General features: G+C 63.5%; 20 protein-coding genes. 17 read left to right on the top strand and 3 right to left on the bottom strand.

Annotated elements, in window-relative coordinates:
• The first annotated feature begins 192 nt into the window (after positions 1-192).
• The 6 genes from NKH43_RS17315 to NKH43_RS17290 all read left to right on the top strand — a co-directional run bounded on the left by NKH43_RS17315 (position 193) and on the right by NKH43_RS17290 (position 6,033).
• On the top strand, positions 193-1,077 hold the full coding sequence (locus tag NKH43_RS17315) for a dihydrodipicolinate synthase family protein (protein WP_352859163.1): 885 nt from the start codon (positions 193-195) through the stop codon (positions 1,075-1,077).
• A gap of 39 nt (positions 1,078-1,116) precedes the next feature.
• Positions 1,117-1,776 carry a GntR family transcriptional regulator gene (locus NKH43_RS17310; protein WP_023716963.1) on the top strand — a complete coding sequence of 220 codons (660 nt, stop codon included), beginning with the start codon at positions 1,117-1,119 and terminating at the stop codon, positions 1,774-1,776.
• Between the two features lie 61 nt (positions 1,777-1,837).
• On the top strand, positions 1,838-3,175 hold the full coding sequence (locus NKH43_RS17305; protein ID WP_023716964.1) for an extracellular solute-binding protein: 1,338 nt from the start codon (positions 1,838-1,840) through the stop codon (positions 3,173-3,175).
• Between the two features lie 35 nt (positions 3,176-3,210).
• Positions 3,211-4,113: a carbohydrate ABC transporter permease gene (locus tag NKH43_RS17300; protein ID WP_352494401.1), complete on the top strand. Its 903-nt coding sequence runs from the start codon at positions 3,211-3,213 to the stop codon at positions 4,111-4,113.
• The gene (locus NKH43_RS17295; protein ID WP_352483688.1) at positions 4,114-4,935 is read left to right on the top strand and encodes a carbohydrate ABC transporter permease; all 822 of its coding nucleotides are present in this window, start codon (positions 4,114-4,116) and stop codon (positions 4,933-4,935) included.
• A 39-nt stretch (positions 4,936-4,974) separates the two neighbouring features.
• Complete coding sequence (locus NKH43_RS17290; protein ID WP_352859161.1) at positions 4,975-6,033, top strand: ABC transporter ATP-binding protein; 1,059 nt, start codon at positions 4,975-4,977, stop codon at positions 6,031-6,033.
• 30 nt (positions 6,034-6,063) lie between these two features.
• Here NKH43_RS17290 and NKH43_RS17285 read toward each other — a convergent pair whose 3' ends face one another.
• Positions 6,064-7,137: a Gfo/Idh/MocA family protein gene (locus NKH43_RS17285; protein ID WP_502898288.1), complete on the bottom strand. Its 1,074-nt coding sequence runs from the start codon at positions 7,135-7,137 to the stop codon at positions 6,064-6,066.
• Between the two features lie 60 nt (positions 7,138-7,197).
• Positions 7,198-7,854 carry a GntR family transcriptional regulator gene (locus NKH43_RS17280; protein WP_352589045.1) on the bottom strand — a complete coding sequence of 219 codons (657 nt, stop codon included), beginning with the start codon at positions 7,852-7,854 and terminating at the stop codon, positions 7,198-7,200.
• Between the two features lie 224 nt (positions 7,855-8,078).
• Between NKH43_RS17280 and NKH43_RS17275 the strand changes: the two genes are divergently transcribed.
• Both NKH43_RS17275 and NKH43_RS17270 read left to right on the top strand, forming a co-directional pair.
• Positions 8,079-9,236, top strand: coding sequence for an LLM class flavin-dependent oxidoreductase (locus tag NKH43_RS17275; RefSeq protein WP_352859160.1), 1,158 nt, complete (start codon positions 8,079-8,081; stop codon positions 9,234-9,236).
• Complete coding sequence (locus tag NKH43_RS17270; RefSeq protein WP_023716969.1) at positions 9,236-9,718, top strand: flavin reductase family protein; 483 nt, start codon at positions 9,236-9,238, stop codon at positions 9,716-9,718. The genes NKH43_RS17275 and NKH43_RS17270 overlap by 1 nt, the downstream gene beginning before the upstream one ends.
• Here NKH43_RS17270 and NKH43_RS17265 read toward each other — a convergent pair.
• Complete coding sequence (locus tag NKH43_RS17265; RefSeq protein ID WP_352859158.1) at positions 9,703-10,770, bottom strand: LacI family DNA-binding transcriptional regulator; 1,068 nt, start codon at positions 10,768-10,770, stop codon at positions 9,703-9,705. The two genes, NKH43_RS17270 and NKH43_RS17265, sit on opposite strands and share 16 nt — an antisense overlap.
• 110 nt (positions 10,771-10,880) lie before the next feature.
• Here NKH43_RS17265 and bglB point away from each other — a divergent pair, with 110 nt between their 5' ends.
• The 9 genes from bglB (at position 10,881) to NKH43_RS17220 (ending at position 23,026) form a co-directional block, all read left to right on the top strand.
• Positions 10,881-11,981 (top strand): beta-galactosidase BglB, encoded by a 1,101-nt coding sequence (gene bglB / locus NKH43_RS17260; RefSeq protein WP_352494368.1) that lies wholly within the window; start codon positions 10,881-10,883, stop codon positions 11,979-11,981.
• Positions 11,978-12,811: a 5-dehydro-4-deoxy-D-glucuronate isomerase gene (kduI, locus tag NKH43_RS17255; protein WP_051409560.1), complete on the top strand. Its 834-nt coding sequence runs from the start codon at positions 11,978-11,980 to the stop codon at positions 12,809-12,811. Before bglB ends, kduI begins: the two co-directional genes overlap by 4 nt.
• Positions 12,808-15,327 carry a hypothetical protein gene (locus NKH43_RS17250; RefSeq protein ID WP_352589048.1) on the top strand — a complete coding sequence of 840 codons (2,520 nt, stop codon included), beginning with the start codon at positions 12,808-12,810 and terminating at the stop codon, positions 15,325-15,327. The genes kduI and NKH43_RS17250 overlap by 4 nt, the downstream gene beginning before the upstream one ends.
• Positions 15,328-15,414: 87 nt before the next feature.
• Positions 15,415-16,683 carry an ABC transporter substrate-binding protein gene (locus tag NKH43_RS17245; protein WP_352859157.1) on the top strand — a complete coding sequence of 423 codons (1,269 nt, stop codon included), beginning with the start codon at positions 15,415-15,417 and terminating at the stop codon, positions 16,681-16,683.
• Positions 16,680-17,702, top strand: coding sequence for a carbohydrate ABC transporter permease (locus NKH43_RS17240; RefSeq protein ID WP_023716975.1), 1,023 nt, complete (start codon positions 16,680-16,682; stop codon positions 17,700-17,702). The genes NKH43_RS17245 and NKH43_RS17240 overlap by 4 nt, the downstream gene beginning before the upstream one ends.
• The gene (locus NKH43_RS17235; protein ID WP_023716976.1) at positions 17,699-18,751 is read left to right on the top strand and encodes a carbohydrate ABC transporter permease; all 1,053 of its coding nucleotides are present in this window, start codon (positions 17,699-17,701) and stop codon (positions 18,749-18,751) included. The genes NKH43_RS17240 and NKH43_RS17235 overlap by 4 nt, the downstream gene beginning before the upstream one ends.
• Before the next feature lie 7 nt (positions 18,752-18,758).
• Positions 18,759-19,847, top strand: coding sequence for an ABC transporter ATP-binding protein (locus NKH43_RS17230; RefSeq protein ID WP_352483677.1), 1,089 nt, complete (start codon positions 18,759-18,761; stop codon positions 19,845-19,847).
• A 507-nt stretch (positions 19,848-20,354) separates the two neighbouring features.
• On the top strand, positions 20,355-21,449 hold the full coding sequence (locus tag NKH43_RS17225; RefSeq protein WP_352483676.1) for an HlyD family secretion protein: 1,095 nt from the start codon (positions 20,355-20,357) through the stop codon (positions 21,447-21,449).
• Entirely contained in the window at positions 21,446-23,026 is a 1,581-nt protein-coding gene (locus NKH43_RS17220) for an MFS transporter (RefSeq protein WP_352483675.1), read from the top strand. The genes NKH43_RS17225 and NKH43_RS17220 overlap by 4 nt, the downstream gene beginning before the upstream one ends.
• Positions 23,027-23,321 lie beyond the last annotated feature (295 nt).

Raw genomic sequence — 23,321 nt, 5'->3', positions numbered from 1 at the left:
CCGCCTCGTCCAGCCAATCCGCAGACGCTCGGGGACAGCAGCATATGTGATGCTCGGGCGGCAGGATGTGATCGGTGATGGCGCTGCCGCGGCAGCGCCAATCGGCGATGCCGAGTTGGCAAGATCGCCAGTTTACATCTGACATGTTAGCGTGCTAACGCTACGTGCACATTGATTTCAACGGAGATCGCATTGGCTTCCCGCTTTGGTCTTTCGGTTGCCTTAGCCACACCCTTCGACCCGTCGGGGCAGATAGCGCTCGCGCCGATGATCGCGCACGCCCGAGCCTGCCTTGGCGCCGGCTGCAGCAGCGCGACGCTGTTCGGCACCACCGGGGAAGGAGCCTCGGTGGGCACCGACGAGCGGCGGATCGTCACCGAAGCCATGTTGGCGGCCGGTATACCGGCACATCAGCTCGTCGCCGGCGTGCTGGTCGATGCAATCGAAGATGCCGCCGATCAGGCTCGGCACGCTTTGCAGCGCGGCGTTCGCAACATTCTGCTCGCTCCGCCGAGCTACTTCAAGAATGTAGGCGAGAACGGGCTGTTCGGATGGTTTTCCGCCGTCTTCGCCGCACTCGGCCCGCTGGCGCGTGATGTGCTCCTCTATAACATCCCCTCTGTCACCATGGTGCCGCTCCCGCTTGGGCTGATCGGCCGGTTGCGCGCCGCCTTTCCCGCTGTGGTGGCCGGGGTGAAGGATTCCGGCGGGGACTGGAGCTACAGTGAGGCGCTGCTTGAAGCGCATGGCGATCTGGTGATCCTGATCGGCGACGAACGGCATCTGGCGAGAAGCGTGCGCCGCGGCGGACAGGGTGCGATTTCCGGCATGGCTAATTTTGTTACCGGCGAAATCCTCGCAATGGTCGAAGACGGCCGCGACGACCCACGCGTCGAGGACTTCGTGCTCGAATTGCTCAAATACTCGGTCACACCGGCGGTGAAGGTCATGGTCGCGCGCACGACCGGCGACGAGCGCTGGCTGGCGGTCCGCCCGCCCCTGGAGGCGATCGGCCCACAAGGACGGCGGCAGCTTGCCGCGGCCTACGACAGGCTGTTTGCGACAGAGGCGGCCTGACCGACAAGGCCGGGCTGGCCGACAAGGAAGCGAGCTGAAGTGGAAGACGGCAGCGAACCGATCACTCTCCGGGAGAAAGCCTATGCCAGCTTCACGCGGCATTTGCTGGCCCGTGATCTGCGGCCGGGGCAGTTCGTGTCACAGCGCGAACTGGTCGCTTTCACCGGGCTGCCGCTGGGCGCTATTCGCGAGATCGTCCCGCGTCTCGAGGCCGAGGGATTGCTGACCACCATCCCGCAGCGCGGCATGCAAATCGCGCACATCGACATCAATCTGATCCGCGAGGCCTTTCAGTTTCGGCTATTCATGGAACGCGAGGCGGTGGCGCTATTCACGGCCAGCGCTTCAGATGCCGAACTTGCCCGCATGCGGCGCGAACACGAGGAGATGCTGGCTCAAGCTCTGGGGCAGGCGCCGACGCCGGAAATGGAAGCCAAGGCCCAGACCATCGACTGGGCCATGCACGATACCTTTATCAATGCGCTGGGCAACGAGATCATCGCCAAGGCCTATCTGGTCAACTCGGTGAAAATCCGGCTGATCCACCAGGAGCGTTTCCGCATCGACGGTCGCGTGGTGCCGGTGATGCGCGAACATTTGGCGGTCATCGAAGCCATGGAGAGCCGCAATTCGCAAAAGGCGGTTGAAGCGATCAGTCTGCATATCGACAATGCGCGCCGGCTGGCGCTCCAGATCTGAGGAAATATAGCCGCGCCGCGGTTCGCGGCGCATCCACAACGACAGCAACCGGGAGGAAGAAATGTCGTCCAATCTGTTCAACCCAACCAGGAGGCAACTCCTTGCCGGAACCGCGGCGCTCACCGCCGCCGGCCTTGTGGGGCTCCGCCCTAGCTTTGCCGCAGGCGTCGACTGGAAACGCTTTGCCGGGACGACGCTTGACGTCAATCTGGTGAAAAGCCCGCGCAGCGACACCATCCTGAAATATCTCGCCGAGTTCGAGGAACTGACCGGCATCAAGGTCAATGCCGAGGCCACGCCCGAGCAGCAGCAGCGCCAGAAGACGGTGATCGAATTGAGCTCGGGCAAGCCCAGCTTCGACGTCGTGCATCTGAGCTACCACGTGCAAAAGCGCCAGTTCGAGAAAGGTGGCTGGCTGGCTGACATCGCCGGCTACCTCGCCGACCCGTCGCTCACCGACCCGGGGTTGGTCGAAAGCGACTTCGCCGAGGCCGGCATGCTGTTTGCCAAGGACGGCCAGGGCGTGCTGCGCTCGCTACCCTTCTCGGTGGACTACTGGATACTCTATTGGAACAAGGAGCTGTTCGAGGCCAAGGGCCTCAAATACCCCGAGACCTTCGAGCAACTGGTGGCCGCCGCCGAAGCGCTGACCGACCCGTCGACCAATACATACGGCTTCGTCGCCCGCGGGCTCAAGAACGCAAATACGCCGGTGTGGACATCGCTGATGCTCGGCTACGACATGACGCCGCTCGACGACAAGGGCAAGCTGCGCACCGAGGCTCCCGAGGCGATCGAGGCTGCCGCGCTCTATCAAAGATTGATGACCAAGTCCGCCCCTCCGGGCGTCACCGGGTTCAATTGGGCCGAAGCACAGTCTGCCTTCCTGCAAGGCAAGATCGGCATGTGGCTCGACGGCGTGGGTTTTGCCCCGCCGATGGAAAACCCGGAAAAATCGAGGGTGGTCGGCAAGGTCGGCTACGGCGTCATGCCCAAGGGTCCCAAGGCGCATGCCTCGGGCACCTTTGGCGACGGGATTGGCGTTACCGCCGCCAGCGAGAAGAAGGAGGCCGCCTATCTGTTCTGCCAGTGGGCGGTATCGCCAGCCATGGGCGCGAGGCTGTTGCAGGCCGGCGCCGGCGTTCCGTTCCGCAAATCCGTGCTGGAGGATCCCAAGGTGCGCGAAGGCGTCACTATGCCGGCAAGCTGGCTTGATGCCGTGATCGGCTCAGGCAATATCAGCCGGCTGGCGCTGCCGGTCATCATTCCCGTCACCGAATTCCGCGACATCTATGGCGTGGCGCTGACCAACATGATTGCCGGCGCCGATCCCGCCGCCGAGCTGAAGAAGGCCACCGAGCAGTTCCAGCCGGTTCTCGACAGGAGCGAGCAGGGCTGATGTCGGCCACCACCCCAGAACAGACCGGGGTGACGATGCCGGTTATCGACGGGAGCCAGACGATCCGGCTGGCTCCCAACTACTGGCCTTTCGTTGTCCCCGCACTCGTCGTCGTTGGCGCCGTCATCGTTTTTCCTTGGGCTTTCACGCTGTGGATGAGCGTCAACCGCTGGACGCTCGGCCAGTCGCGGAGCTTTGCCGGGATGGAAAACTACCTCCGCCTGGCAAGCGACCCACGTTTCTGGGAATCCCTTGTTCATACGTTGACCTACACCTTCCTCTCGGTTGCAGCGCCGATGCTCCTGGGCACCGTGGCCGCCCTGATCTTCGACGCCAGGTTTCCGCTGCGCGGTCTGCTGCGCGGCGTCTTCGTCATGCCGATGATGGCGACGCCCGTTGCTGTGGCACTGGTTTGGACCATGATGTTCCATCCTCAGCTCGGCGTACTCAACTACTTGCTGTCGCTGGTCGGCATCCCGGCTCAGGAATGGATATTCAATGCCAACACGGTCATTCCGTCGCTGGTTGCGGTCGAGACCTGGCAGTGGACGCCGCTGGTCATGCTGATTGTGCTGGGTGGGCTGGCTTCGGTGCCGCGCGAGCCCTTCGAAAGCGCCGAGATCGACGGCGCCAATGCCTGGCAGCAATTCCGCTATCTCACTTTGCCGATGATCGCACCGTTCCTGATGATCGCGGTCATCATCCGCACCATCGATGCGCTGAAGAGCTTCGACATCATCTACGCGATGACCCAGGGCGGGCCGGGCACGGCCTCGGAAACCATCAACATCTATCTCTACAACACCGCCTTCTCCTACTACGATATCGGCTACGGCTCGGCCATGGCCGTGGTGTTCTTCATTGTCATCGTGGCCCTGTCTTTTGTCCTCCTAATGCTGCGTCAACGCTCGCAGTGGATCGATACGGAGGGCAAATAGATGAGTTCGCGGCTGCTCAACCAGATCGGTCTGTTTTTCGCTGCCCTGGTTTTCGTCTCGCCGGCGATCCTGTTCTTCCTCTGGATGATCTCGCTGTCGCTGAAGTTCGAAATCGACAACGGTGCCTATCCGCCGATCCTGATCCCCGAACGTTTCGCCTGGTCGAACTATGTAAAGGTGTTCGAGGAGAACAATTTCCTGCTCTATCTCTGGAACTCGGTTCTGGTGACCGGCACGGCGACCTTGCTGGCGCTGCTGATCGGCGTACCGGCCGGCTATGGCATCGCACGGCTCAAGGCTGAACGGTCGGCGGTCGTCATCATGATCGCCCGCATGACGCCTGGGCTATCCTATCTCATCCCGCTGTTTCTGCTGTTCCAATGGATCGGGATCCTCGGCACGCTCTGGCCGCAGATCATCATCCATCTGGTGGTGACGGTGCCGATCGTGGTCTGGGTGATGATCGGCTATTTCGAGACCACGCCGATGGAACTGGAAGAGGCGGCCAACATCGACGGCGCCAACTCCTGGCAGGTTTTCCGGCTGGTTGCCCTGCCCATCGCCAAGCCGGGCATCGTCGTCGCCTTCATCCTGTCCGTGATCTTCTCGTGGAACAATTTCGTCTTCGGCGTGGTGCTCGCCAGCCGGGAGACGCGCACATTGCCGGTCGCCGTCTACAACATGCTGTCCTACGAGCAGGTCAGCTGGGGGCCGCTCGCCGCGGCGGCGCTGGTGGTGACGTTGCCGGTGCTGATCCTGACCATGTTCGCGCAAAGGCAGATCGTCGCGGGGTTGACCGCCGGCGCCGTCAAGGGCGGCTGAGGCGCGTCCGGACATCACTTTTTTTCCAGGAAAGATCCAATGGCATCGGTAACGATCAACAACGTGCAGAAGGCCTTCGGGGCCACCAAGATTATTCACGACGTCAGTGTCGATATCGCCGACGGCGAGTTCGTCATCCTGGTCGGCCCGTCGGGATGCGGAAAGTCGACGCTGCTGCGCATGATTGCCGGACTTGAAACGATCTCGGGCGGGAGGATCGCAATCGGCGAGCGCATGGTCAACAATCTGCGGGCGCGAGACCGGAACATCGCGATGGTGTTCCAGAACTATGCGCTCTATCCGCATATGACTGTGGCCGACAATATGGGCTTTGCCCTCAAGATCAAGAAAGCCGACCCGACCGATACCGCTGGGCGGGTCAGGAAGGCAGCCGGCATTCTTGGCCTCGAAAAGCTGCTCGACCGCTATCCGCGCCAGCTTTCCGGCGGCCAGCGCCAGCGCGTCGCCATGGGCCGCGCGATCGTACGCGACCCGCAGGTCTTCCTGTTCGACGAGCCGCTCTCCAACCTCGACGCCAAGTTGCGCGTCCAGATGCGCGGCGAGATCAAGGCCCTGCACCAGCGGCTGGGTACCACGACCATCTATGTCACGCACGACCAGATCGAGGCCATGACTATGGCCGACAAGATCGTCGTACTGCATGACGGCCTGGTCGAGCAGATCGGCGCGCCGCTGGACCTCTACGACCATCCGGCCAATCTCTTCGTTGCCGGTTTCATCGGCTCGCCCGCCATGAACTTCATTGCCGGCCGCATCGAGGAGGGCGTGTTCCGCAGCGCCGGCGGGTTGATCCTGCCGTTGCCGGAAGGCGCCCAGCCGGCGGATGCCGCAGGACGCGAACTCGTCTACGGCATCCGCCCCGAACATATCCGCGCAACTGCCGGGGGAATGCTAGGCACGGTCACGCTTCTGGAAGCCACAGGTTCGGAAATCTTCGCCAAGGTCGACTGCGCCGGCGAGGAAATTTCCTGCCTTTTCCGCGAACGGCTTCCGCTCAAGCAGGGCGCGCCGGTGCGGATCGAGATCGACCGCGCATGTGCGCATCTGTTCGACGCAGCAACCGGTCGGCGCATCTGACCCTATGGTCTGGTGAATGCGTGGTCGGCCTCAGGTCGGCAACGCGAATTCAACGGCAAGTTCGATGGCGCGGCCTTCGCGGGCCGATCTCTGGGCGGCGAGACCCATGACGACGGCCCACCAGCCGTCTTGCAAGGTCACTTCCACTTTGCCTTGTCCGCGCACCGCAGCGGTGAAGCGGACATGCTCGAAATAGGTCGAACCGTTATGGTCGCCTGCCTCGAGCAGCCGGGGGTCGACGGGAATCTCCAGCAGGCGTGGTCCAGGCAGATTGCGCGGGCTGACGATCAACTGGGGCACTGGCGCAGGGCCAAGGTGGGTCGGCCAGAAGCGACCGGGACCCGGCACCAGACATTCGATCTTTCCGTCGCCGCCGACAGCGCAGAGTTCGTCCTGGTAGCGGCTGCCCTCGGCGAACATGCAGAGTTCCAGCATGGCGCGCGCACCGCTCGCGAAATCAACCAGCACATAGCCATGGTCAAGGATATCCGGCCTCTCACCGCCGTAGCGTTCGTCGAGATGGTTTACGGCCTGTCCAGCGCTCGCCATCACGCGGACGGGGTCGGATCCGAGGATCAGCCGCATCAGGTCGAAGAAGTGGCAGCACTTCTCGACGAACGTGCCGCCGGTGTTGCGGTTGAAGCGGTTCCAGTCGCCGACCTTGGTCAGAAACGGGAAACGGTGCTCGCGGACCGTCAGCATGCGGATGCCGCCGGTGGCGTGGCGCGCCTGCTCGATGAATGCGGCGACGGGCGGCATATAGCGGTATTCCATGGCCACCCACACGAGCGGAAGCCGAGCTTTCAGCGCCGCGATCCGCCCCTCGCCAGCGGCGTCGGTGAAGAGCGGCTTTTCCACCAGCACCGGCAGTGGTCGAAGTGCGGCGATCTGCTCCATCTGACCGAGGTGCTGGTGGTTGGGGCTGGCAATCAAGACGCAGTCTACCTCGTCCATGGCCAGCAGTTTGGCGATCGATGCCGCCGATCGCGCGCCCGACGCCGTCGCCAGCGACGCCGCCAACATGCCGGGGTCCGGCTCGAAGATCGCGGCCACATGCGCGTCGGGCAACAGAGCGATGTTGCGGATGTGCTCGCGGCCCATCATGCCGCAGCCGATGATGCCGTAGCCGATCGATGATCTGGTCACGCTGCGACTTCCTCCGGCCTATCTGAAACGCGTGACGTAGCGCGCCGCGCCCGGATCGAACCAGCTGCGGGAATATTCCGCGCTGGCGCCGTCGCCAGCCCAGGCGATACGTTCAATGAAACCCACGACCGTCCCCGGCGATGGCCTGAACTCGAGCGGGGCCCAGTCCGGCGCAGGCGCGACGGCGACGTGGTCTTCGGCGCGAACGATCGAAAAGCCGAGCGCGAGCCGGTAGTGGAGATAGAGGGATTCCGACAGGTCCTCGCGCTTGAGCCGCTCGGCGCGGCTGACGTCGAGCCAGATCTCCTCGACCGCGGCCGGCTCGCCGTCAAGCCGCCGCAGCCGGCGTATACGGTGGGCTTCGCCGGTGCTGCCGAATTGCGGCAGGTCGGCGGGCTTGGGCAGCCGCTCGACGGACAGCACGTCGGCGCTCGGCAGGCCGCCACCGCCGATGCGCTCCAGGCGAAAGAAGGCATAGATCCCGAGCAAGTCGCCGCGCGCTCGCACATAGTTACCCGAGCCCTGGATGCGATCGAGAAGGCCCTTTTCGGTCAAATCTGCCAGCGCGCGCCTGAGCGTGCCGACGGCAATCCCGAGGCTCGCGGCCATCTCGCGCTCGGGCGGCAGCCGCGCCCCGTCGGGCAGCCGTCCGGCCGCGATTTCGCGGATCAGCATTTCGCTGGTCTGCAAGTGCACAGGCAAGGGCCCGCGCATCTGGCTGGATCGGTGGCCTGGGTCCGCCCTTGTCAAATGCATCGGTGTTCCAATCGCATCTCGGTTTCGGGTTTGGCTCCAAAATTGATACAGTATTGATCTACACAGAAACGAATGCTACGCAAGCCCTATTCGCAGCTCCGGACGTCATTGAGTGGCCCGGACGTCTTTTCTGAAGAGTGGCAATGAGCATCGTCCCAATCACCTCGCCGGATCTCGATGCTGCCGAAGTCTCGTGGTTCGCCGCACTCTGCTCGGACGACTATCGATATCTCGGCGTGCCGGACGGCGCACTGCGCTCGGGCTGGGCGCATTGCTCCGAGATCGTGAAGACGTCCGAGGCACTCGGTTTCCGCAACATCTTGTGTCCGTCGTCCTATCAGGTCGGCCAGGACACGCTGAGCTTCGTTGCCGGCTGCGCGCCGATCACGTCGAAGATCAATCTGCTTGCCGCTGTGCGCTGCGGCGAGATGCAGCCGATCATGCTGGCGCGCACGATTGCGACGCTGGACCACATGCTGGAAGGCCGGCTGACGGTGAACGTCATTTCGTCGGGCTTTCCGGGCGAGACAGCCGACAGCGCCTACCGCTATCAGCGTTCCCGCGAGGTGGTGCAGATCCTGCGCCAGGCCTGGACCAGGGACAGCATCGATTTCGAGGGCGAGGTCTATCGCTACAAAGGGCTCTCGACGGCGCCGGCGAAGCCCTATCAGCAGAATGGCGGCCCGCTGCTCTATTTCGGCGGTTATTCGCCCGACGCGCTCGAGCTTTGCGCCGAACAGTGCGACGTCTACCTGATGTGGCCGGAAACCAAGGAGGAGCTTGCCGGCCGCATGAGAGCAGTCCACGAGCGCGCCGAGCGTCATGGGCGGACGCTCGACTACGGCCTGCGCGTCCACATGATCGTGCGCGATACCGAGGCAGAGGCAAAGGAATATGCCCGGGAGCTGGTTTCGAGGCTGGACGACGAGCAGGGCAGGGCGATCCGCGAGCGCGCGCTCGACGCCCGATCGCTCGGCGTATCGCACCAGGCCAGGAACCGCCAGATCGCCGATGCCGAAGGCTATGTCGAGCCGCATCTGTGGACGGGGGTCGGGCGGGCGCGCTCTGGCTGCGGCGCGGCGCTGGTGGGCTCGACCGATCAGGTTCTGTCGGAAATCGAGGCGTATATGAAGATGGGGATCCGCGCCTTCATCTTTTCCGGCTACCCCCATCTCGACGAGGCGCGTCATTTCGGCACCAAGGTCCTGCCCCAGCTCAAGACATGCTCGCTCCCGCACGCCTATGGCCGGGTGCCCGAACGGATCCCGGCGACACCACTGGGAACGGGGGAGCGCCGCTGATGGAGCATGTCGTGTGCGATCCAGGCCTTTTGCGCAATGCCTTCGGGCGTTTCGCCACCGGCGTCACGGTCGTCACCACCGGCACGGCCGACGGCCCGGTCGCAATCACCGCCAACAGCTTCTCATCCGTGTCGCTCGACCCGCCGCTGGTGCTCTGGTCTATCGGCCGCCACTCGCGCCGGTTCGAAGCCTTCGCCAATTCCGCGCACTACGCCATTCACGTGCTGGCGGAAGATCAAATCGATCTGTGCTGGCGTTTTTCGAAGTCGGGGACGGACTTTGCCGATCTTGACCTGTCATGGAGCGAGCACGGCGTGCCATTGCTGCCGCGCGCGCTGGCGCGGTTCGAATGCAGCGTCGCCGACCGCTTTCCGGCTGGCGACCATATGATCCTGCTTGGACGTGTCCTTGAACTGGAGACGCAAGAGGGGTTGCCGTTGCTCTTTGCTGGCGGCAAGTCGCGCGCTCAAGAGGCCAGTTGATGACCGCCGGCGCCGCTCCGGGCTGGTGCCGTCGACTGGCGCACCACGAGATTGCAGGCAAGTTCGACGCGACGCGGCGGCGACCCCGAATGGGCCATGTCGTCGAGCAACAGGCTAAGCGCCGCCGATCCGATCTCGCGCATGGGAATGTGCATCGCCGTCAGCGGCGGATTGCAGAAGGCAGCGAGCGGCAAGTCGTCCATACCGACCACGGACACATCGCCAGGCACCGAATATCCGGCCTCCTGGACGCCGGCGATGGCACCAAACGCCAGGCTGTCGCCGGCCGTCAGCACGGCGGTGAAATCGAGGCCGCGGGCCGCGATGCGCTCGGTCACGGCCCTGCTCGCAAGTTCCGGCAGCCAGTCCTGCACCTCGACCACGAAGTCGTCGAAGCCGACAATGCCGGCCGTGATCAGCGCGTCGCGCCAACCTTCGTAGCGCCGCTCGATCGTGCGCCGCCCACGCCGCATCAGGAACAGGATGCGGCGGTGGCCGAGGCCGATCAGATGCTGCGCGGCAAGCATGGCGGCAGAGCGATTGCAGGGCGTCACGCTCGAATGGCGCATCGAGGAATCGTCGCCGTTGACGAGCACGATCGGCTTGGCGAATCCGGCTGTCAGCGTCAGCACATCGTCATCGTCCAGTGTCAGAAACAGGCAGCCGGCGACGGTGTCGTCGCGCTCGGATTCACGCAGCAGCGCGATTTCGTCCTCGGGCGCCGAAACCGGCCGGGTCACCAGTTCGACGCCCAGCAACCGGGCGCGCTCGTTGAGCCCATCAAGGACATGGTAGGTGAACTGATTGCGGGCACTGTCCACCATTGCCACGCTGCTTGCGGCCAGGATGACCTTGCGGCCGGCAACCGAGGCGGGAATGGCATAGTTCATCGACTTCGCCGTTTCGATGATCCTGGTGCGAAGCTCGTCCCTCACGCCGCCGACACCGCTCAGCGCACGGGAGGCGGTGCTGACCGACACGCCGCAACGCGCCGCGATCTCCTCAAGTCGAATGCGGCGGCTGGGGCGCCCGCGCTTGCCCTGGATATTCATCCGCTCCGTCATCTCCGCCAAGTCACCCGATTAATGCAAAAAATTTTCAGATTGCGCAAGAAAAATGGCTGTGAAACAGTTCCGATGAAGCGGGAGAAACGGGAGGAGTGATGCCGCTGTCGGCCGAACGCCTGAATTCCGTGCTTGCCAGCCTCGTGGCCGGCATGACCGGCTTGCGTCATGACGGGCGGTTCCATGAGCCGAATCTCGACGGCACGCCGGGCGACTATGTCAGCTTCGACAGCTGGGAATGGCCGCAGGGCGTCGGGCTCTACGGGCTGGTTCGGCTGTGGGCGCAGACCGGCGACGATCGGCTGCTGCAGACGATCGAGGCCTGGTACGACCGACGCATCGCTGCCGGTCTCCCTGCGATGAACGTCAACACCACGGCGCCTCTGCTGGCGCTAAGCGAATTGTGGCGGCGCCGGCGCCAGCCGCGCTTCGAGCCGGTCCTGCGCGAATGGGCCGAGCAGGTAGTCACCGCCTTGCCACGGACGCCCGAAGGCGGTTTCCAGCATGATGTTTCGGACCGGGTCAACGACGACGAATTGTGGGACGACACGCTGTTCATGGTGGCGCTGTTCCTCGCATCCTACGGCCAGGCTGCCGGTCAGCGTCGCTTCGTCGAGGAAGCAGAAAGGCAATTCCTGGTCCACGCCCGTTATCTCGCCGATCCGGCATCAGGGCTGTGGTTTCACGGCTGGACGTTCGCGGGACGGCACAATTTCGCCCGTGCGCGTTGGGCGAGAGGCAATGCCTGGATTACCGTCGGTATCCTCGAACTGGTGGAGTTCGCCGAAATTGCACCCTCGGTCCGGGCCTATCTGCTCGGCGTGCTGGAGACGCAGATCAACGCCCTGCTCGAGGTGCAGGCAGGTTCGGGCGCATGGCACACTCTGCTCGACGACCCGACGTCTTACGAGGAGATTTCCGCCACGGCCGGCTTCGGCTACGGGTTGATGAAGGCCGCGCGGCTCGGAATCGGCTCGACAGAGTGCCGTGCCGCCGGCCTCCGCGCCTTGGAAGCCGTGGTGGCCAACATCGATGACAAAGGTGTGGTGGCGAACGTGTCTTATGGCACACGCATGGGCGCCGACCTGCAGTTCTATCGCGATATACCCATCCATCCGACGGGCTACGGACAGGCGCTGGCCATTCTGTGCTTGACCGAAGGGACCCGGCATCTGCAGTCGAAGGTGGAGGCGGCATGATGCGGACGCTCTATGGCGTGTCGCCGGGCGATATTGCCGGCATGGACACGGACCGGCTGAGGGCCGAGTTCCTGGTCGACGGCTTGTTCCGGCCCGGCGCGATCGAATTCGTCTACACCCATGTCGACCGCATGATCGTCGGTGGCGCGGTGCCGCTGGCCAACCCGCTGACATTCGGCAACGGGGCCGAAGTCGGCACGCCGCTCTTCTTTGACGCGCGCGAGATGGGCATCGCCAATCTCGGCGGCAATGGCGCCGTCGCGGTGGACGGCAGGCGCTTTCCCGTGGCTAACCGCGACATCGTCTATATCGGACGCGGAGCGCGCGAGGTGACGCTGGAGAGCGACGATCCGGAGAGGCCGGCACGCTTCTATATGAACTCGGTGCCGGCCGGCGCCGCTATTGCGCACCGTCTCATCGTCAACAGCGAAGCCAAGCCGCTTGTGCTCGGCGAGGAGGCTCGCGCGAACAGGCGCACGCTGCGCATGTACATCCATCCCGAAGTGGCCCCGTCCTGCCTCTTGCTGATGGGGATCACCGACCTCGCGCCGGGCAGTGTGTGGAATACCATGCCGCCGCATCTGCATGAGCGGCGCATGGAAGCTTATTGCTACTTCGACCTCGCCGAGGCCGACCGTGTGGTCCATCTGATGGGCCGGCCTGACAAGACGCGCCACCTGATGGTTGCGGACGGTGACGTTGTCCTGTCGCCCGCCTGGTCTATCCATATGGGTGCCGGCACCGGCCCCTATGCTTTCGTCTGGGGCATGACCGGCGAGAACCAGGCCTACACCGATGTCGATCCAGTACCCGTGAAGGATTTGCGATGAGCGAGGCCGCGCAAAGCGTTCGGACGGACTTTACGCTGCGCCGGCCGCTCGTGGCGGGGCAGCCAATCGTCTATTGGCGGCTCGGGTCTATCGCCGAGCAACGCTACGACGTGGCCGACCAGCCCATGCAAGGCGAGATGGATCCCTTCTTCTTCCTTACCAAGCACAAGAATTTCATTCCCCATGAATATCCGTGCCGCACGCAGTTCGCAGCGGAACGACGCGGCAAGCGACCACAGGTCAGCGCCGAATTCGGCGCTGAGCGCATCTGGTTGCCCTTCGCCTCGCCACGCATCGACCTGTCGGGCTTCTGGTTCCGGCCGACGGTGCTTGGGACCTGGGCCGAGACCACCATCGAGGCGGCCTCGAGTGGCGAGGTGATGGTACGGCTGCGTACATGCGGCGGCGCCATACTCTTTGCCAATGGCGAGGAAGCCGGCTGGATGGCGCCCTACGGCCGCAATCTGGAAAGTGCCGAGCACTTCAAGATCGTGCTGAGGGTCGGCCGCAACGACATTCGCATATGGTTCGACGATCTCGCCGAGCGCGACGCCCGCTACTATTTCCAGCTCGATTATCTATCCGGTCCGGCTGCTTCGGTCGCACTGCCGATCGAAGTCGAGAGCGGCGTTGCCGATGCGATGGAAGCAGCCCTCGACGACATGCATTTCGACCGTCCCGCCTATGACGGCGGCGAGGTGGCGCTCGTCACCGGCGTGGCCCTGCCGCGCGACGCGCAAGTCGAGATCGAGATCGAAGGCGATTTCATGTCGATCGAGACGCCGGTGCGCTTCGCCTTCGATCTGCCAACGGGCCAGACGCGGCTGCCGATCGCCGATACCGAGCAGCTGCCGGCCGACTTTCGCCATTTCAAGGTGTCGCTGAGGGTCGCAGACCATGCCGTATCGCGTGTCTTCGGCGTCGAGATATGCCACGCGCACCGTCAGGGCGATGCGCCGGAAACGCTTACCGCGCGTATAGATGAGGCTTTGCGCGAGGTCGCCGATCACGCCGAGGCCGATACGGTGCGCGCGCTGGCGCGCCTGGCGATCGGGCAGCAGGGCGCCGAGACCGACGCCATGATCTCCGGCACGCTGCCGGCGATCGAGGATTGTCACGATTGCGCCGACTTCATCCTGGTGCCGCTGCTGTGGTGCCGCAAGGCCTATGGCGATCGGCTGGAAGTGAGCCTGCGCGCGCGCATCGACAACGCCATCCTCGGCTATCGCTACTGGATGGACGAGCCCGGCAATGATGTGCAGTGGTACTTCTCCGAGAACCACGCGCTGCTCTTCCACACCGCCGCCTATATTGCTGGGAGCCTGTTGCCTGATGTGCGGTTCGTGCGGTCGGGCCGCCTTGGCCGCGAACAGTCCGCGGTGGGAGCCGCGCGGGTACGCGCCTGGCTCGATCATTTCGAGGCATGGGAGATGGCCGAGTTCAACTCGGCGCCCTATTTTCCGATCGACCTCAAGGGCCTGTGCGCGCTCTGCGCGCTGGCCCCGGACAAGGACATCGCCGAACGTGCCGGCAACGCAGTCATACGCCTGCTTGAAATCGTCGCCCGCTCGGCGCATCGCGGCATCCTCACCGGGGCGCAGGGCCGCTCCTACGAGCACACGCTGCGCGCCGCGCGTTCCCTGGAATTGTCCGGCATCTGCCGCATGCTTTGGGGCAAGGGCAATTACGGCATGCGCTTTCACGCGCTGCCGCAGCTGGCATTGTGCCTGCGGGATCACGATTTGAGCGTTCCGGACGGGTTGGCAGCAATTGCTTCCCTCACCGACGATACGGCGTGGGAATGGACTTTCGCGCAGGGACAAGACCGCTTCGCGCGGCTCTACCACTACAAGACGCGCGGCCATGCGATGGGCAGCGCCGCTGGCTATCGCTGGAATCAATGGGGTTATCAGGAGACCGTCATTCACGCCCGGCTGGGCAAGAATCCGGATGCGCAGATCTGGATCAACCACCCCGGCGAAGTGCTGCAGTCGGGATATGGCAGACCATCATATTGGGGTGGCTCAGGCACGTTGCCCCGGCTTCACCAATACCGCGACCTCGCCATCGTCAGCTTCTCCTGCTCGGATGAACAGCCCGACTTCACGCACGCCTGGTTCCCCGCACGTGCCTTCGATGCCGTGCGAGTGGGTGGCGATCGGGCGTTCGCGCAATCCGGCGGCGCCTTCGTCATGCTGAAGACGGATGTTCCGCTCACGCAGGTAGAGGCCGGCCCGACGGCCGGCAACGAGTTGCGGGCGGCGGGACGCAGGACGACATGGATCGTTCGCCTCGGTGACAGGGATGCCAATCTGCCGGCGCTCGACGCCTGGGCGGGCGCCTTTGCCGGCCTGTCGGTGCGGTCGGGTCCCGACGGCGAGTTGATCGTCGAGGATCCGGAGTACGGCACGGTGCATTTCCTCGCCGACGCAAGGATCGTGGCCGAGGGACGTACACTCGATCCGGCCAACTGGACCGTGCGCGGTGAGGCGATGCGCATGAAGCACAGAGAGTAGGGAGGAATCGGCTGCGACGCTCAAGAGGAGAGGGCGTAGCGGCTTGAACTATCGGGGCGCCGCCCCGCTAAAGGAGGAGACGAAAGCATGAATAAGTCCCGCACTTTGCTGGCCGCGCTATCGGTCAGTCTGCTCGCATCGACCAGCGCGTTTGCCGGCGACGTGCGCATCATGTGGTATTCGGACGGTGTCGAAGGCGATGTCATTCAGGACATTCTGAACCGCTTCATGAAGGACAATCCCGACATCCACGTCACGCTCGACAACGTCGCCTACAAGGTGATCCAGGAGCAGCTGCCCATCCAGCTCGAAGCCGGCCAGGGCCCGGACATCGCCCGCGTCACGAACATCAAGGAGCTTGCCCAGCACTGGCTCGATCTCAGGCCACTGGTGGCCGATCCGAAATATTGGGAGGACAATTTCGCTGACACGCTGGACTGGATGCGCCCCGACGGCTCCAACGCCATCCCGGGTTTCATGACCCAGCTCACGCTCACCGGCGGCTTCGCCAACAAGACGTTGTTCGAACAGGCCGGCGTGCCGCTGCCCGGCGACAAGGCGACCTGGGACGACTGGATCAACGCCGCCGCCGAGGTGGCGAAGAGCCAACAGCTTCCGGCTGCCTTCGCCATCGACCGTTCCGGCCACCGCATTTCGGGTCCGAATGTCTCCTTCGGAGCGAACTATATCGGCCCCAATGGCATGCCGGCCAAAGTGGACGACGGCACCAAGGCGTTCGTCGGCAAGCTCGTCGACTGGACCGCCAAGGGCCTGATGCTGAAGGATACCTGGGTGTCGGCGGCAGGCTCGACCTACCGCGCGGCCGCCGACGACTTCATCAACGCCCAGATCCCGTTCTACTATTCGGGCAGCTGGCAGGTCGCCAATCTGTCGACCAAGATCGGCGACAGTTTCGACTGGGTGGCAACCGGCTCGCCCTGCGGTACTACAGGCTGTTCGGGCGTGAAAGGCGGCGCGGCGCTGGTCGCCATCAAATACACGAAGAATCCCAAGGATGTCGCCAAGGTCATGGATTATCTGACCCGTGAAGACGTGGTGGAAGAGTTCAGCGAGCGCACGCTGTTTCTGCCCGCGCACAAGGGCGTCGTAGACAAGGGCGGGCTGAAATGGGTCTCGGCCGACAAGAATGTCGGTCCGGCGCTCGACAAATTCGTCAAGGCGGCGGGTGAAACCCTGCCGGCGGCCGATGCGCTGCCGCCGTGGAAGTGGGCCAATGCTTACTTCGCCGCGCTGGTGACGCGCGTCAGCCAGGTGATGGCCGGCGAGCTCAGCCTCGACGATGCCTGGGGCAGGATCGACCAGGATATCGCCGACAAGGTTGCCGAGGCGAAGTGACCGCCGCCGCGACACTGAAGGCATGGATTGGCGCCGCCCTCGCGGCGCCGGTCGTGTGGCTGGCATCGATCGTCAACGTGCCGCTGAAGTTCTGGCAGCGCGCGACGGGCACCGGCGGCATGGCCGCGTTCTTCCTGGCCCCAAACATGGCGATCTTCGGCATTTTCGTCCTGGTGCCGATGATCATCAACTTCTTCTATTCGGCCACGTCAGGAACGGCCTACTTCCTGCAGGACCGAACCTATGTCGGGCTCGAGCAATACCAGCGCCTGCTCGATTGCGGCAACTACCTGGACACTGCCACTTGCCACGAGGATCTCTTCTGGAAGGCCGTGCACAATACCGGCCTGTTCGTCGTCGTGCAGGTGGCGCTGATGACGGTCGTGTCGATGGCGACAGCGCTGATCCTCAACCGTGAGATCGTCGGGCGCAGCTTCTGGCGCGCGGTGTTCTTCTTTCCGGTGCTGCTGTCGCCCGTCGTCACCGGTCTGATCTGGCGCTGGATCCTGCAACGCCAGGGCTTGCTGAACCTGATCGTCCATGATCTGGGCGGCGAGCCGCACAACTGGCTGACCGACCGCTTCTGGGCTTTCACCGCCGCCGTCAGCGTTTCGGTCTGGGCCCATATGGGCTTTTATACGCTTATCCTGCTTGCCGGATTGCAGGCGATCCCGCGCGACCTTTACGAAGCGGCCGAGATGGACGGCACGAAGCCGGCGCGGGTGTTCTGGCGCATCACGCTGCCGCTGCTGATGCCTAACCTGCTTGTCGTCATCGTGCTGACGCTGATCCGCGCCGTGCAGATCTTCGACGAAGTCTATGTGCTGACGGGTGGAGGGCCGGGAACCTCGACCCTCTATATCACGCAGTACATCTATGAGATCGGCTTCGCCTCCCTGCTGCGCAATCCGGGGCTGGCTTCGGCGGCTTCGATCTTGATGGGGTTGGTGCTGGTCGTGCTCACCTTAGTTCAGCTGCAGGTCGGACGCCGGGGTGAGCGGAAAGGAGCCCGCGAATGAGCAGCGTCATGACATTCCTGACCCGCCGGCGCGGCGGTCGCGGCTGGCACTGGACGGATATCGTGAGCTGGCTGTGGCTGCTCGGCGGCGTTGTCATCATGTTCGGTCCGGCCGTTTGGCTGGTGGGTTCGTCATTCAAGACACCGGCACAGCTCGCCGAGTTCCCGCCGACCATAATGCCTTATGTCAGCCAACAGGCGAGGGTCGAAGGCTACGATAAGCCGCTGGCCCTCTACAGGGTGAAGCTTCCGGATGGTTCGACCAAGGTGCTGGCCGAGGTGCGGCGCATCGGCATCATGGCGCAAATGGTGGACCCGCAGGCGCCGAACGATATCGTCAAGGTCAACATCGCCGACCGGCAGCCGGTGCGCGAAATCGGCTTCGCAACGGAGAACTACACCGAGCCCTTCGTCCATTTCGACTTCCTGCGCTATCTGCGCAATTCGGTCTTTGTGACGGCAATGGCGACGCTGATCACGCTGCTCACCAATTCGATGGCCGCCTTCGCCTTGTCGAAATACAAGTTCCGCGGCCGCGATCTGACGATGCTTGTGATCGTCGGTACGCTGATGGTGCCGCTGTCGGTCATCCTGGTGCCGCTCTATTCGGTGGTGGGCGCCGTCGGACTGCTCGATTCGCTGTGGGGCGTGATCTTGCCGACCGTGGCGACGCCGACCGGCGTCTTCCTGCTGCGCCAATATATGCTGACCATCCCGGACGAGCTGCTCGATGCGGCGCGCATGGACAACGCTTCCGAATGGCAGATCTACTGGCGCATCGTATTGCCGCTTGCAGCACCGGCGCTCGCCGTGCTGGCGATCTTCTCGGTCGTCTGGCGCTGGAACGACTTTCTGTGGCCGCTGGTGGTGCTGTCGCGCAAGGAACTCTACACACTCCAGGTCGGCCTCAACACCTATGCCGGCCAGCTAAACGTGCAGTGGCACTACATCCTGGCGATGACCGTGGTGACGATGATCCCCGTCGTCCTCGTCTTCGTCTTCCTGCAGCGTTACATCACTTCCGGCATTGCCGGCACCGGACTGAAGTGAGGATGTCATGGGACGGATAACGCTGACCAACATCGATCGCGCTTACGGCAAGATGAAGATCTTGCACGGCATCAACCTCGACGTCGGGGACGGCGAGATGCTAGTCCTCGTCGGCCCGTCGGGTTGCGGCAAGTCCACGCTGCTGCGGCTGATTGCCGGGCTCGATCGGCCGACCGACGGCAAGATTGAGATCGACGGGGTCGACGTCACCAACGTTTCGGCCGCGCAGCGCGGTCTGGCGATGGTGTTCCAGTCTTACGCGCTCTACCCGCACATGAGCGTGCGCCAGAACCTCGCCTTCGGGCTCGAAAACATCCGTATGCCGAAAGCCGAGATCGACGCGCGGATCACGGAAGCGACGCGCATGCTGGAAATTGCTTCCTATCTAGACCGCCGGCCCGGTCAATTGTCGGGCGGCCAGAAGCAGCGCGTGGCGATCGGCCGTGCGGTGGTGCGCAATCCGACCGCCTTTCTACTCGACGAACCGCTGTCCAACCTCGATGCCGAACTGCGCATCACCATGCGCGCTGAACTGGCGGGCCTGCACCGGCGGCTGGCAACCACGATGATCTACGTCACCCATGACCAGATCGAGGCGATGACGCTGGCGGACCGCATCGTGGTCATGCGCTCGGGGCGGATCGAACAGGTCGGCCGGCCGCTCGATCTCTACAACGCGCCGGCCAACCTGTTCGTCGCCGGCTTCATCGGCGCGCCGCGGATGAACCTGCTGCCGGTGAAGGTGCGTTCGGCAAGCGGCGCCGAGGTGCGTGTCGAAGGTCCGGGCGGGCTGTCGGCCTCGGTCGCCGCCGACGGGGTCGCGCTGAAACCGGGAGACGACGCGACGCTTGGCATCCGACCACACGACATCCAACTTTCGGATGGCAGCAAGGGATCGGTGGAAGCGCGGATAACGCTGGCCGAGGCGCTGGGACCGGAAACCGTTGTCCACGCCACCATTGCCGGCGACAGCAAACTTATCGCCGTTCTCAAGCAGCAGGGCGTTGAATCGCAAGGGCCGCCGATCCACCTCGCTCTGCCGCCGGAGCGCATGCATCTCTTCGATGCCGCCGGGCTGCGTGTCGCACCGCGTTAGCCGGAGGCAAGATAGCGGGTTGTTTCATGAACTGTCGCAACTGCTGCACAGCGAACGCGTGTTGCGCGCTTGTCAAAACACAAAATAGGTGAACGTTAAGACAACCAAACTCTTCAAGAGGACGCTCTCTGCGATCATTGCTGCCACGGGATGTCCGGAATTTACTTCAAAGTGGATTTTCTCGTGGACGGTCTTCGGCAATACGGAGATCCGCGCCGCCACGTTCGCGCGCCTGAATCCGGCCGACTGACAATACGACCTGTGCTGAGGTTCAGTACGAACTACCGATCAGGGCAAATGGGATGTTCGTCCGCATGATAGCGGCGAGGCCGTGAAATCCGCGATCGTTCTTCAGTTCTGCCTTGTTGCAGAGCCGCAGCTCGACGGAGACGTTCTCGTGAGACTCTATTGCGCACCGTGGGTTTGCAGCCTTGCCGAACGGCTCGCTCTTCGGCAGGCGGAGATCTCCTTCGAAAGTGAGCGCGTCGACTTGGGGTCGAGGCAATCATGAGCCAACCCCGCAAGATCGCGATCGCCCTCGTTGCCCTTATGGTGCTGCCAATGGCAGCTATTTGGAGCTGGCAGTGGTTTACAAGGGGCCGGTTCGAGGAAACGACCGATAACGCCTATCTCCGCGGAGACATTACCAGCATCGCTCCGAAGCTCGCCGGTTACGTCGTCGAAGTCGACATAGACGACAATGCCAATGTGTCAAAAGGTGCTGTCCTGTTTCGCATCGACGACAGCGACTACAAGGCCAAGGCGGAGCAGGCGAAAGCCAACGTCGCCGCCCGGCAGGCGGAAATCGCCAACATCAAGGCGACCCGTGAACTGCAGGACGCATTGATCGCGCAGGCCGAGGCGCAGAAGCAATCTGCCGCAGCCGACCTGCAATTCGCCCGCGCCAACTTAAGCCGCTACGTCACGCTGCAGAAGAACGGAACCGCAAGCGATCAGAAGCTGCAGGATGCGCAGGCCGGCCATGACAAGGCAAGGGCATCGCTGGACGGCGCAGAGGCCAATCTGTTGGCTCAGAAGTTGAAGCTCGGCGTCCTGGATGCACAATTGTCCGGCGCGCAGGCAGCCCTGTCGCAGGCACAGGCAGCGCTCGACCTGGCAATGCTAGACCTGGCCAACACCGTCGTGAGGGCCCCGGTCGACGGCATCGTCGGCAATCGCCAGATCCGGGTCGGCCGCTATGTCACCCCAGGGACGGCAGCCCTGGACATCGTTCCGGTTAACGATGTCTGGATCGTCGCAAACTTCAAGGAAACGCAGCTGAAGCAGGTTGAGATCGGCCAACGGGTCCGCGTCATGGTTGATGAATATCCAGATCTGCAAATCGACGGCCTTGTCGACAGCTTCGCTCCTGGCAGCGGCGCAGCCTTCAGCCTGCTGCCGCCGGACAATGCCACCGGCAACTTCATCCGCGTCGTCCAACGCGTGCCGGTCAAGATCAGGATGACGCGCAATCCGTTGCCCGGCCGCCTGGTTCCGGGACTCTCGGCTCGTGTTGTCATCACCGTCGGCACCAGGGATGCTCCGGCAGTAGCGCAGGAAATGCAGACAGGCGGGACCGCGAACGGGCGCTCAGCGCAATGATGCACCTCGCCGAAACGGCGGCTGTGCAGCGCCATCCCGGTACCCTGCGCGCTTCCTTGATAGCAACCGGCGTCGTGCTGGCCGCCTTCATGGACGCGGTCGCATCCACCGCACTGTCCATCGGCCGGATCGACATGCTTGGCGACACCTACGCAACGTCGGACGAGCTGGCGATGGTCGACGTGGTTTTCATCGCGGCGAAGCTGACGGCGTTCCTTGTCGCTCCGCTTCTTGTAACGGCAGCCAGGCCGACCGTCTGCCTGCGCGCGGGGGTTGTCGCCCTTCTGCTGGCATCCGCGGCCTTGACGTTGTCGGTGGACCTCACCTGGATTTGCATCTGCCGCATTGTCCAGGGGCTGGCTGGCGGCACAATTCTCGTCGCCGGCCAGACGCTGCTGTTCTTTCGCTTCCCTCATCGGCATCAGCCGGTCGTTCAGGCGGTTTTTGCCGTAGGCGCCGTCATGGCTCCGACAACCGTCACGCCGGCCCTGCAGGGCTGGCTTGTCGACCATCTGACTTGGGAGTGGATATTCCTGAGCATCATTCCGCTCGGCATCGTCTCCCTTGTCCTGTTGGCGGCGGACGGCGATCGGACCTTTTGGCGGAAAACCAGGTTTCCTGCCGTCGGGATATCGTTGCTCGGCATCAGCGCCGCGCTTTTGACCTACGTCCTGCTGCAAGGCAGCAGGTTCAACTGGTTCGACGACACCGACATCACCTTCCTTGCCGCAACCGGTGTGACGGCTGCCGGCCTCCTGGCCGTCTGGAAGACCCGCCTTCGTTCAGAAGGCTCACTGCTGGCCATCTCGCCCCTTGGCAATCCGGACTTTCGCTTTGGCCTTCTCGTCAGCATCGTCGCCGGCTCTGCCCTTTCGGGCAGCGCCTATCTCATTCCGGCTTTTGCCCTCAACGTGCTCGATTTTACCGCCACGGGCGCGGGAGTGCTTCTGCTGCCAAGCGGAGCCATGCTCGCGCTTGGACTTTTGTTGTCCGGCTTCCTCATCCAAAAGACCGGGATGCGCCCGATCACGCTTGCTCCGTTTGGCATTCTGCTCTTCGCAGGCGCCATGTGGCTGCTGTCCGCTTCGACGAGCGGTAGCGGATCACCGGACCTGACCCTTGCTCTGCTGCTGCGGGGATTCGGCCTCGGCCTTCTGTTCGTGGCACTGACGCTGATTACACTGCAGGGCCTTGCCCCTGATGCGCTGCCGTTCGGCATCGGGCTGTTCAACTTCGGCAAGCAGGCGGGCGGTCTGACCGGCACAGCCCTCTTGCAAACGTATATTGATCACCAGAATGTCCACAACCGGACGATACTGACGTCCCACCTCGTCAATGGCGATCCAGCCGTGGACCAGCGCTTGAGAGCCACTGCGAACGTTCTGGCGAATAGTATCGACAGCGCCGCGGCGACCAAGGCCGCGCTGCCGCTGCTGCAGCGCGCGCTTGAGAAGCAGGTCGCCACTATCTCGTTCGACGAAGCTTTCTTCGCGCTCGTCCTGCTGTTCGCGGTCGCTGCGCCCTGTCTCATTGTCGCCAAACAATTGCTCGCCCGCCAAGCCGCTCCGCAGAACTAAAACCGCGTCCAGGCCCTATACTTTGGAACAGATGTTTTGGTCGGGCGAGGCTTCCAGATTATCTCATGAGCCGTGTTAACCGGACGAGACAGGGATGACGAATGCAGAGGTTTTTCCGGTTTCACTCTGCAGCCGACGAAGAGGCAGCCGAGCGTCTTACCTGTCCGGCTCGTATTTCCCAGTGGTGGGTGTTGACGCGTCGATCCGCGTCGATAGTGTCCTGAAGGTTCTGCAAAAAGTTTTGGAGAGAGAACGGCGCTTGCTCTGAAGGGCGAGCGGCCATGGCACGGTGGTG

It is taken from the genome of Mesorhizobium sp. M1163 (genome assembly GCF_040318415.1).
Lineage (GTDB): Bacteria > Pseudomonadota > Alphaproteobacteria > Rhizobiales > Rhizobiaceae > Mesorhizobium.
This window is presented reverse-complemented; position numbering and strand designations above follow the sequence as displayed.

Coding starts and splice junctions, on each gene's coding strand:
- NKH43_RS17305 (WP_023716964.1), top strand. CDS start 1,838: ATGTCGTCCAATCTGTTCAACCCAACCAGGAGGCAACTCCTTGCCGGA.
- NKH43_RS17300 (WP_352494401.1), top strand. CDS start 3,211: ATGCCGGTTATCGACGGGAGCCAGACGATCCGGCTGGCTCCCAACTAC.
- NKH43_RS17295 (WP_352483688.1), top strand. CDS start 4,114: ATGAGTTCGCGGCTGCTCAACCAGATCGGTCTGTTTTTCGCTGCCCTG.
- NKH43_RS17290 (WP_352859161.1), top strand. CDS start 4,975: ATGGCATCGGTAACGATCAACAACGTGCAGAAGGCCTTCGGGGCCACC.
- NKH43_RS17285 (WP_502898288.1), bottom strand. CDS start 7,137: ATGATGGGCCGCGAGCACATCCGCAACATCGCTCTGTTGCCCGACGCG.
- NKH43_RS17280 (WP_352589045.1), bottom strand. CDS start 7,854: ATGCTGATCCGCGAAATCGCGGCCGGACGGCTGCCCGACGGGGCGCGG.
- NKH43_RS17275 (WP_352859160.1), top strand. CDS start 8,079: ATGAGCATCGTCCCAATCACCTCGCCGGATCTCGATGCTGCCGAAGTC.
- NKH43_RS17270 (WP_023716969.1), top strand. CDS start 9,236: ATGGAGCATGTCGTGTGCGATCCAGGCCTTTTGCGCAATGCCTTCGGG.
- NKH43_RS17265 (WP_352859158.1), bottom strand. CDS start 10,770: ATGAATATCCAGGGCAAGCGCGGGCGCCCCAGCCGCCGCATTCGACTT.
- bglB (WP_352494368.1), top strand. CDS start 10,881: ATGCCGCTGTCGGCCGAACGCCTGAATTCCGTGCTTGCCAGCCTCGTG.
- kduI (WP_051409560.1), top strand. CDS start 11,978: ATGATGCGGACGCTCTATGGCGTGTCGCCGGGCGATATTGCCGGCATG.
- NKH43_RS17250 (WP_352589048.1), top strand. CDS start 12,808: ATGAGCGAGGCCGCGCAAAGCGTTCGGACGGACTTTACGCTGCGCCGG.
- NKH43_RS17245 (WP_352859157.1), top strand. CDS start 15,415: ATGAATAAGTCCCGCACTTTGCTGGCCGCGCTATCGGTCAGTCTGCTC.
- NKH43_RS17235 (WP_023716976.1), top strand. CDS start 17,699: ATGAGCAGCGTCATGACATTCCTGACCCGCCGGCGCGGCGGTCGCGGC.
- NKH43_RS17230 (WP_352483677.1), top strand. CDS start 18,759: ATGGGACGGATAACGCTGACCAACATCGATCGCGCTTACGGCAAGATG.
- NKH43_RS17225 (WP_352483676.1), top strand. CDS start 20,355: ATGAGCCAACCCCGCAAGATCGCGATCGCCCTCGTTGCCCTTATGGTG.
- NKH43_RS17220 (WP_352483675.1), top strand. CDS start 21,446: ATGATGCACCTCGCCGAAACGGCGGCTGTGCAGCGCCATCCCGGTACC.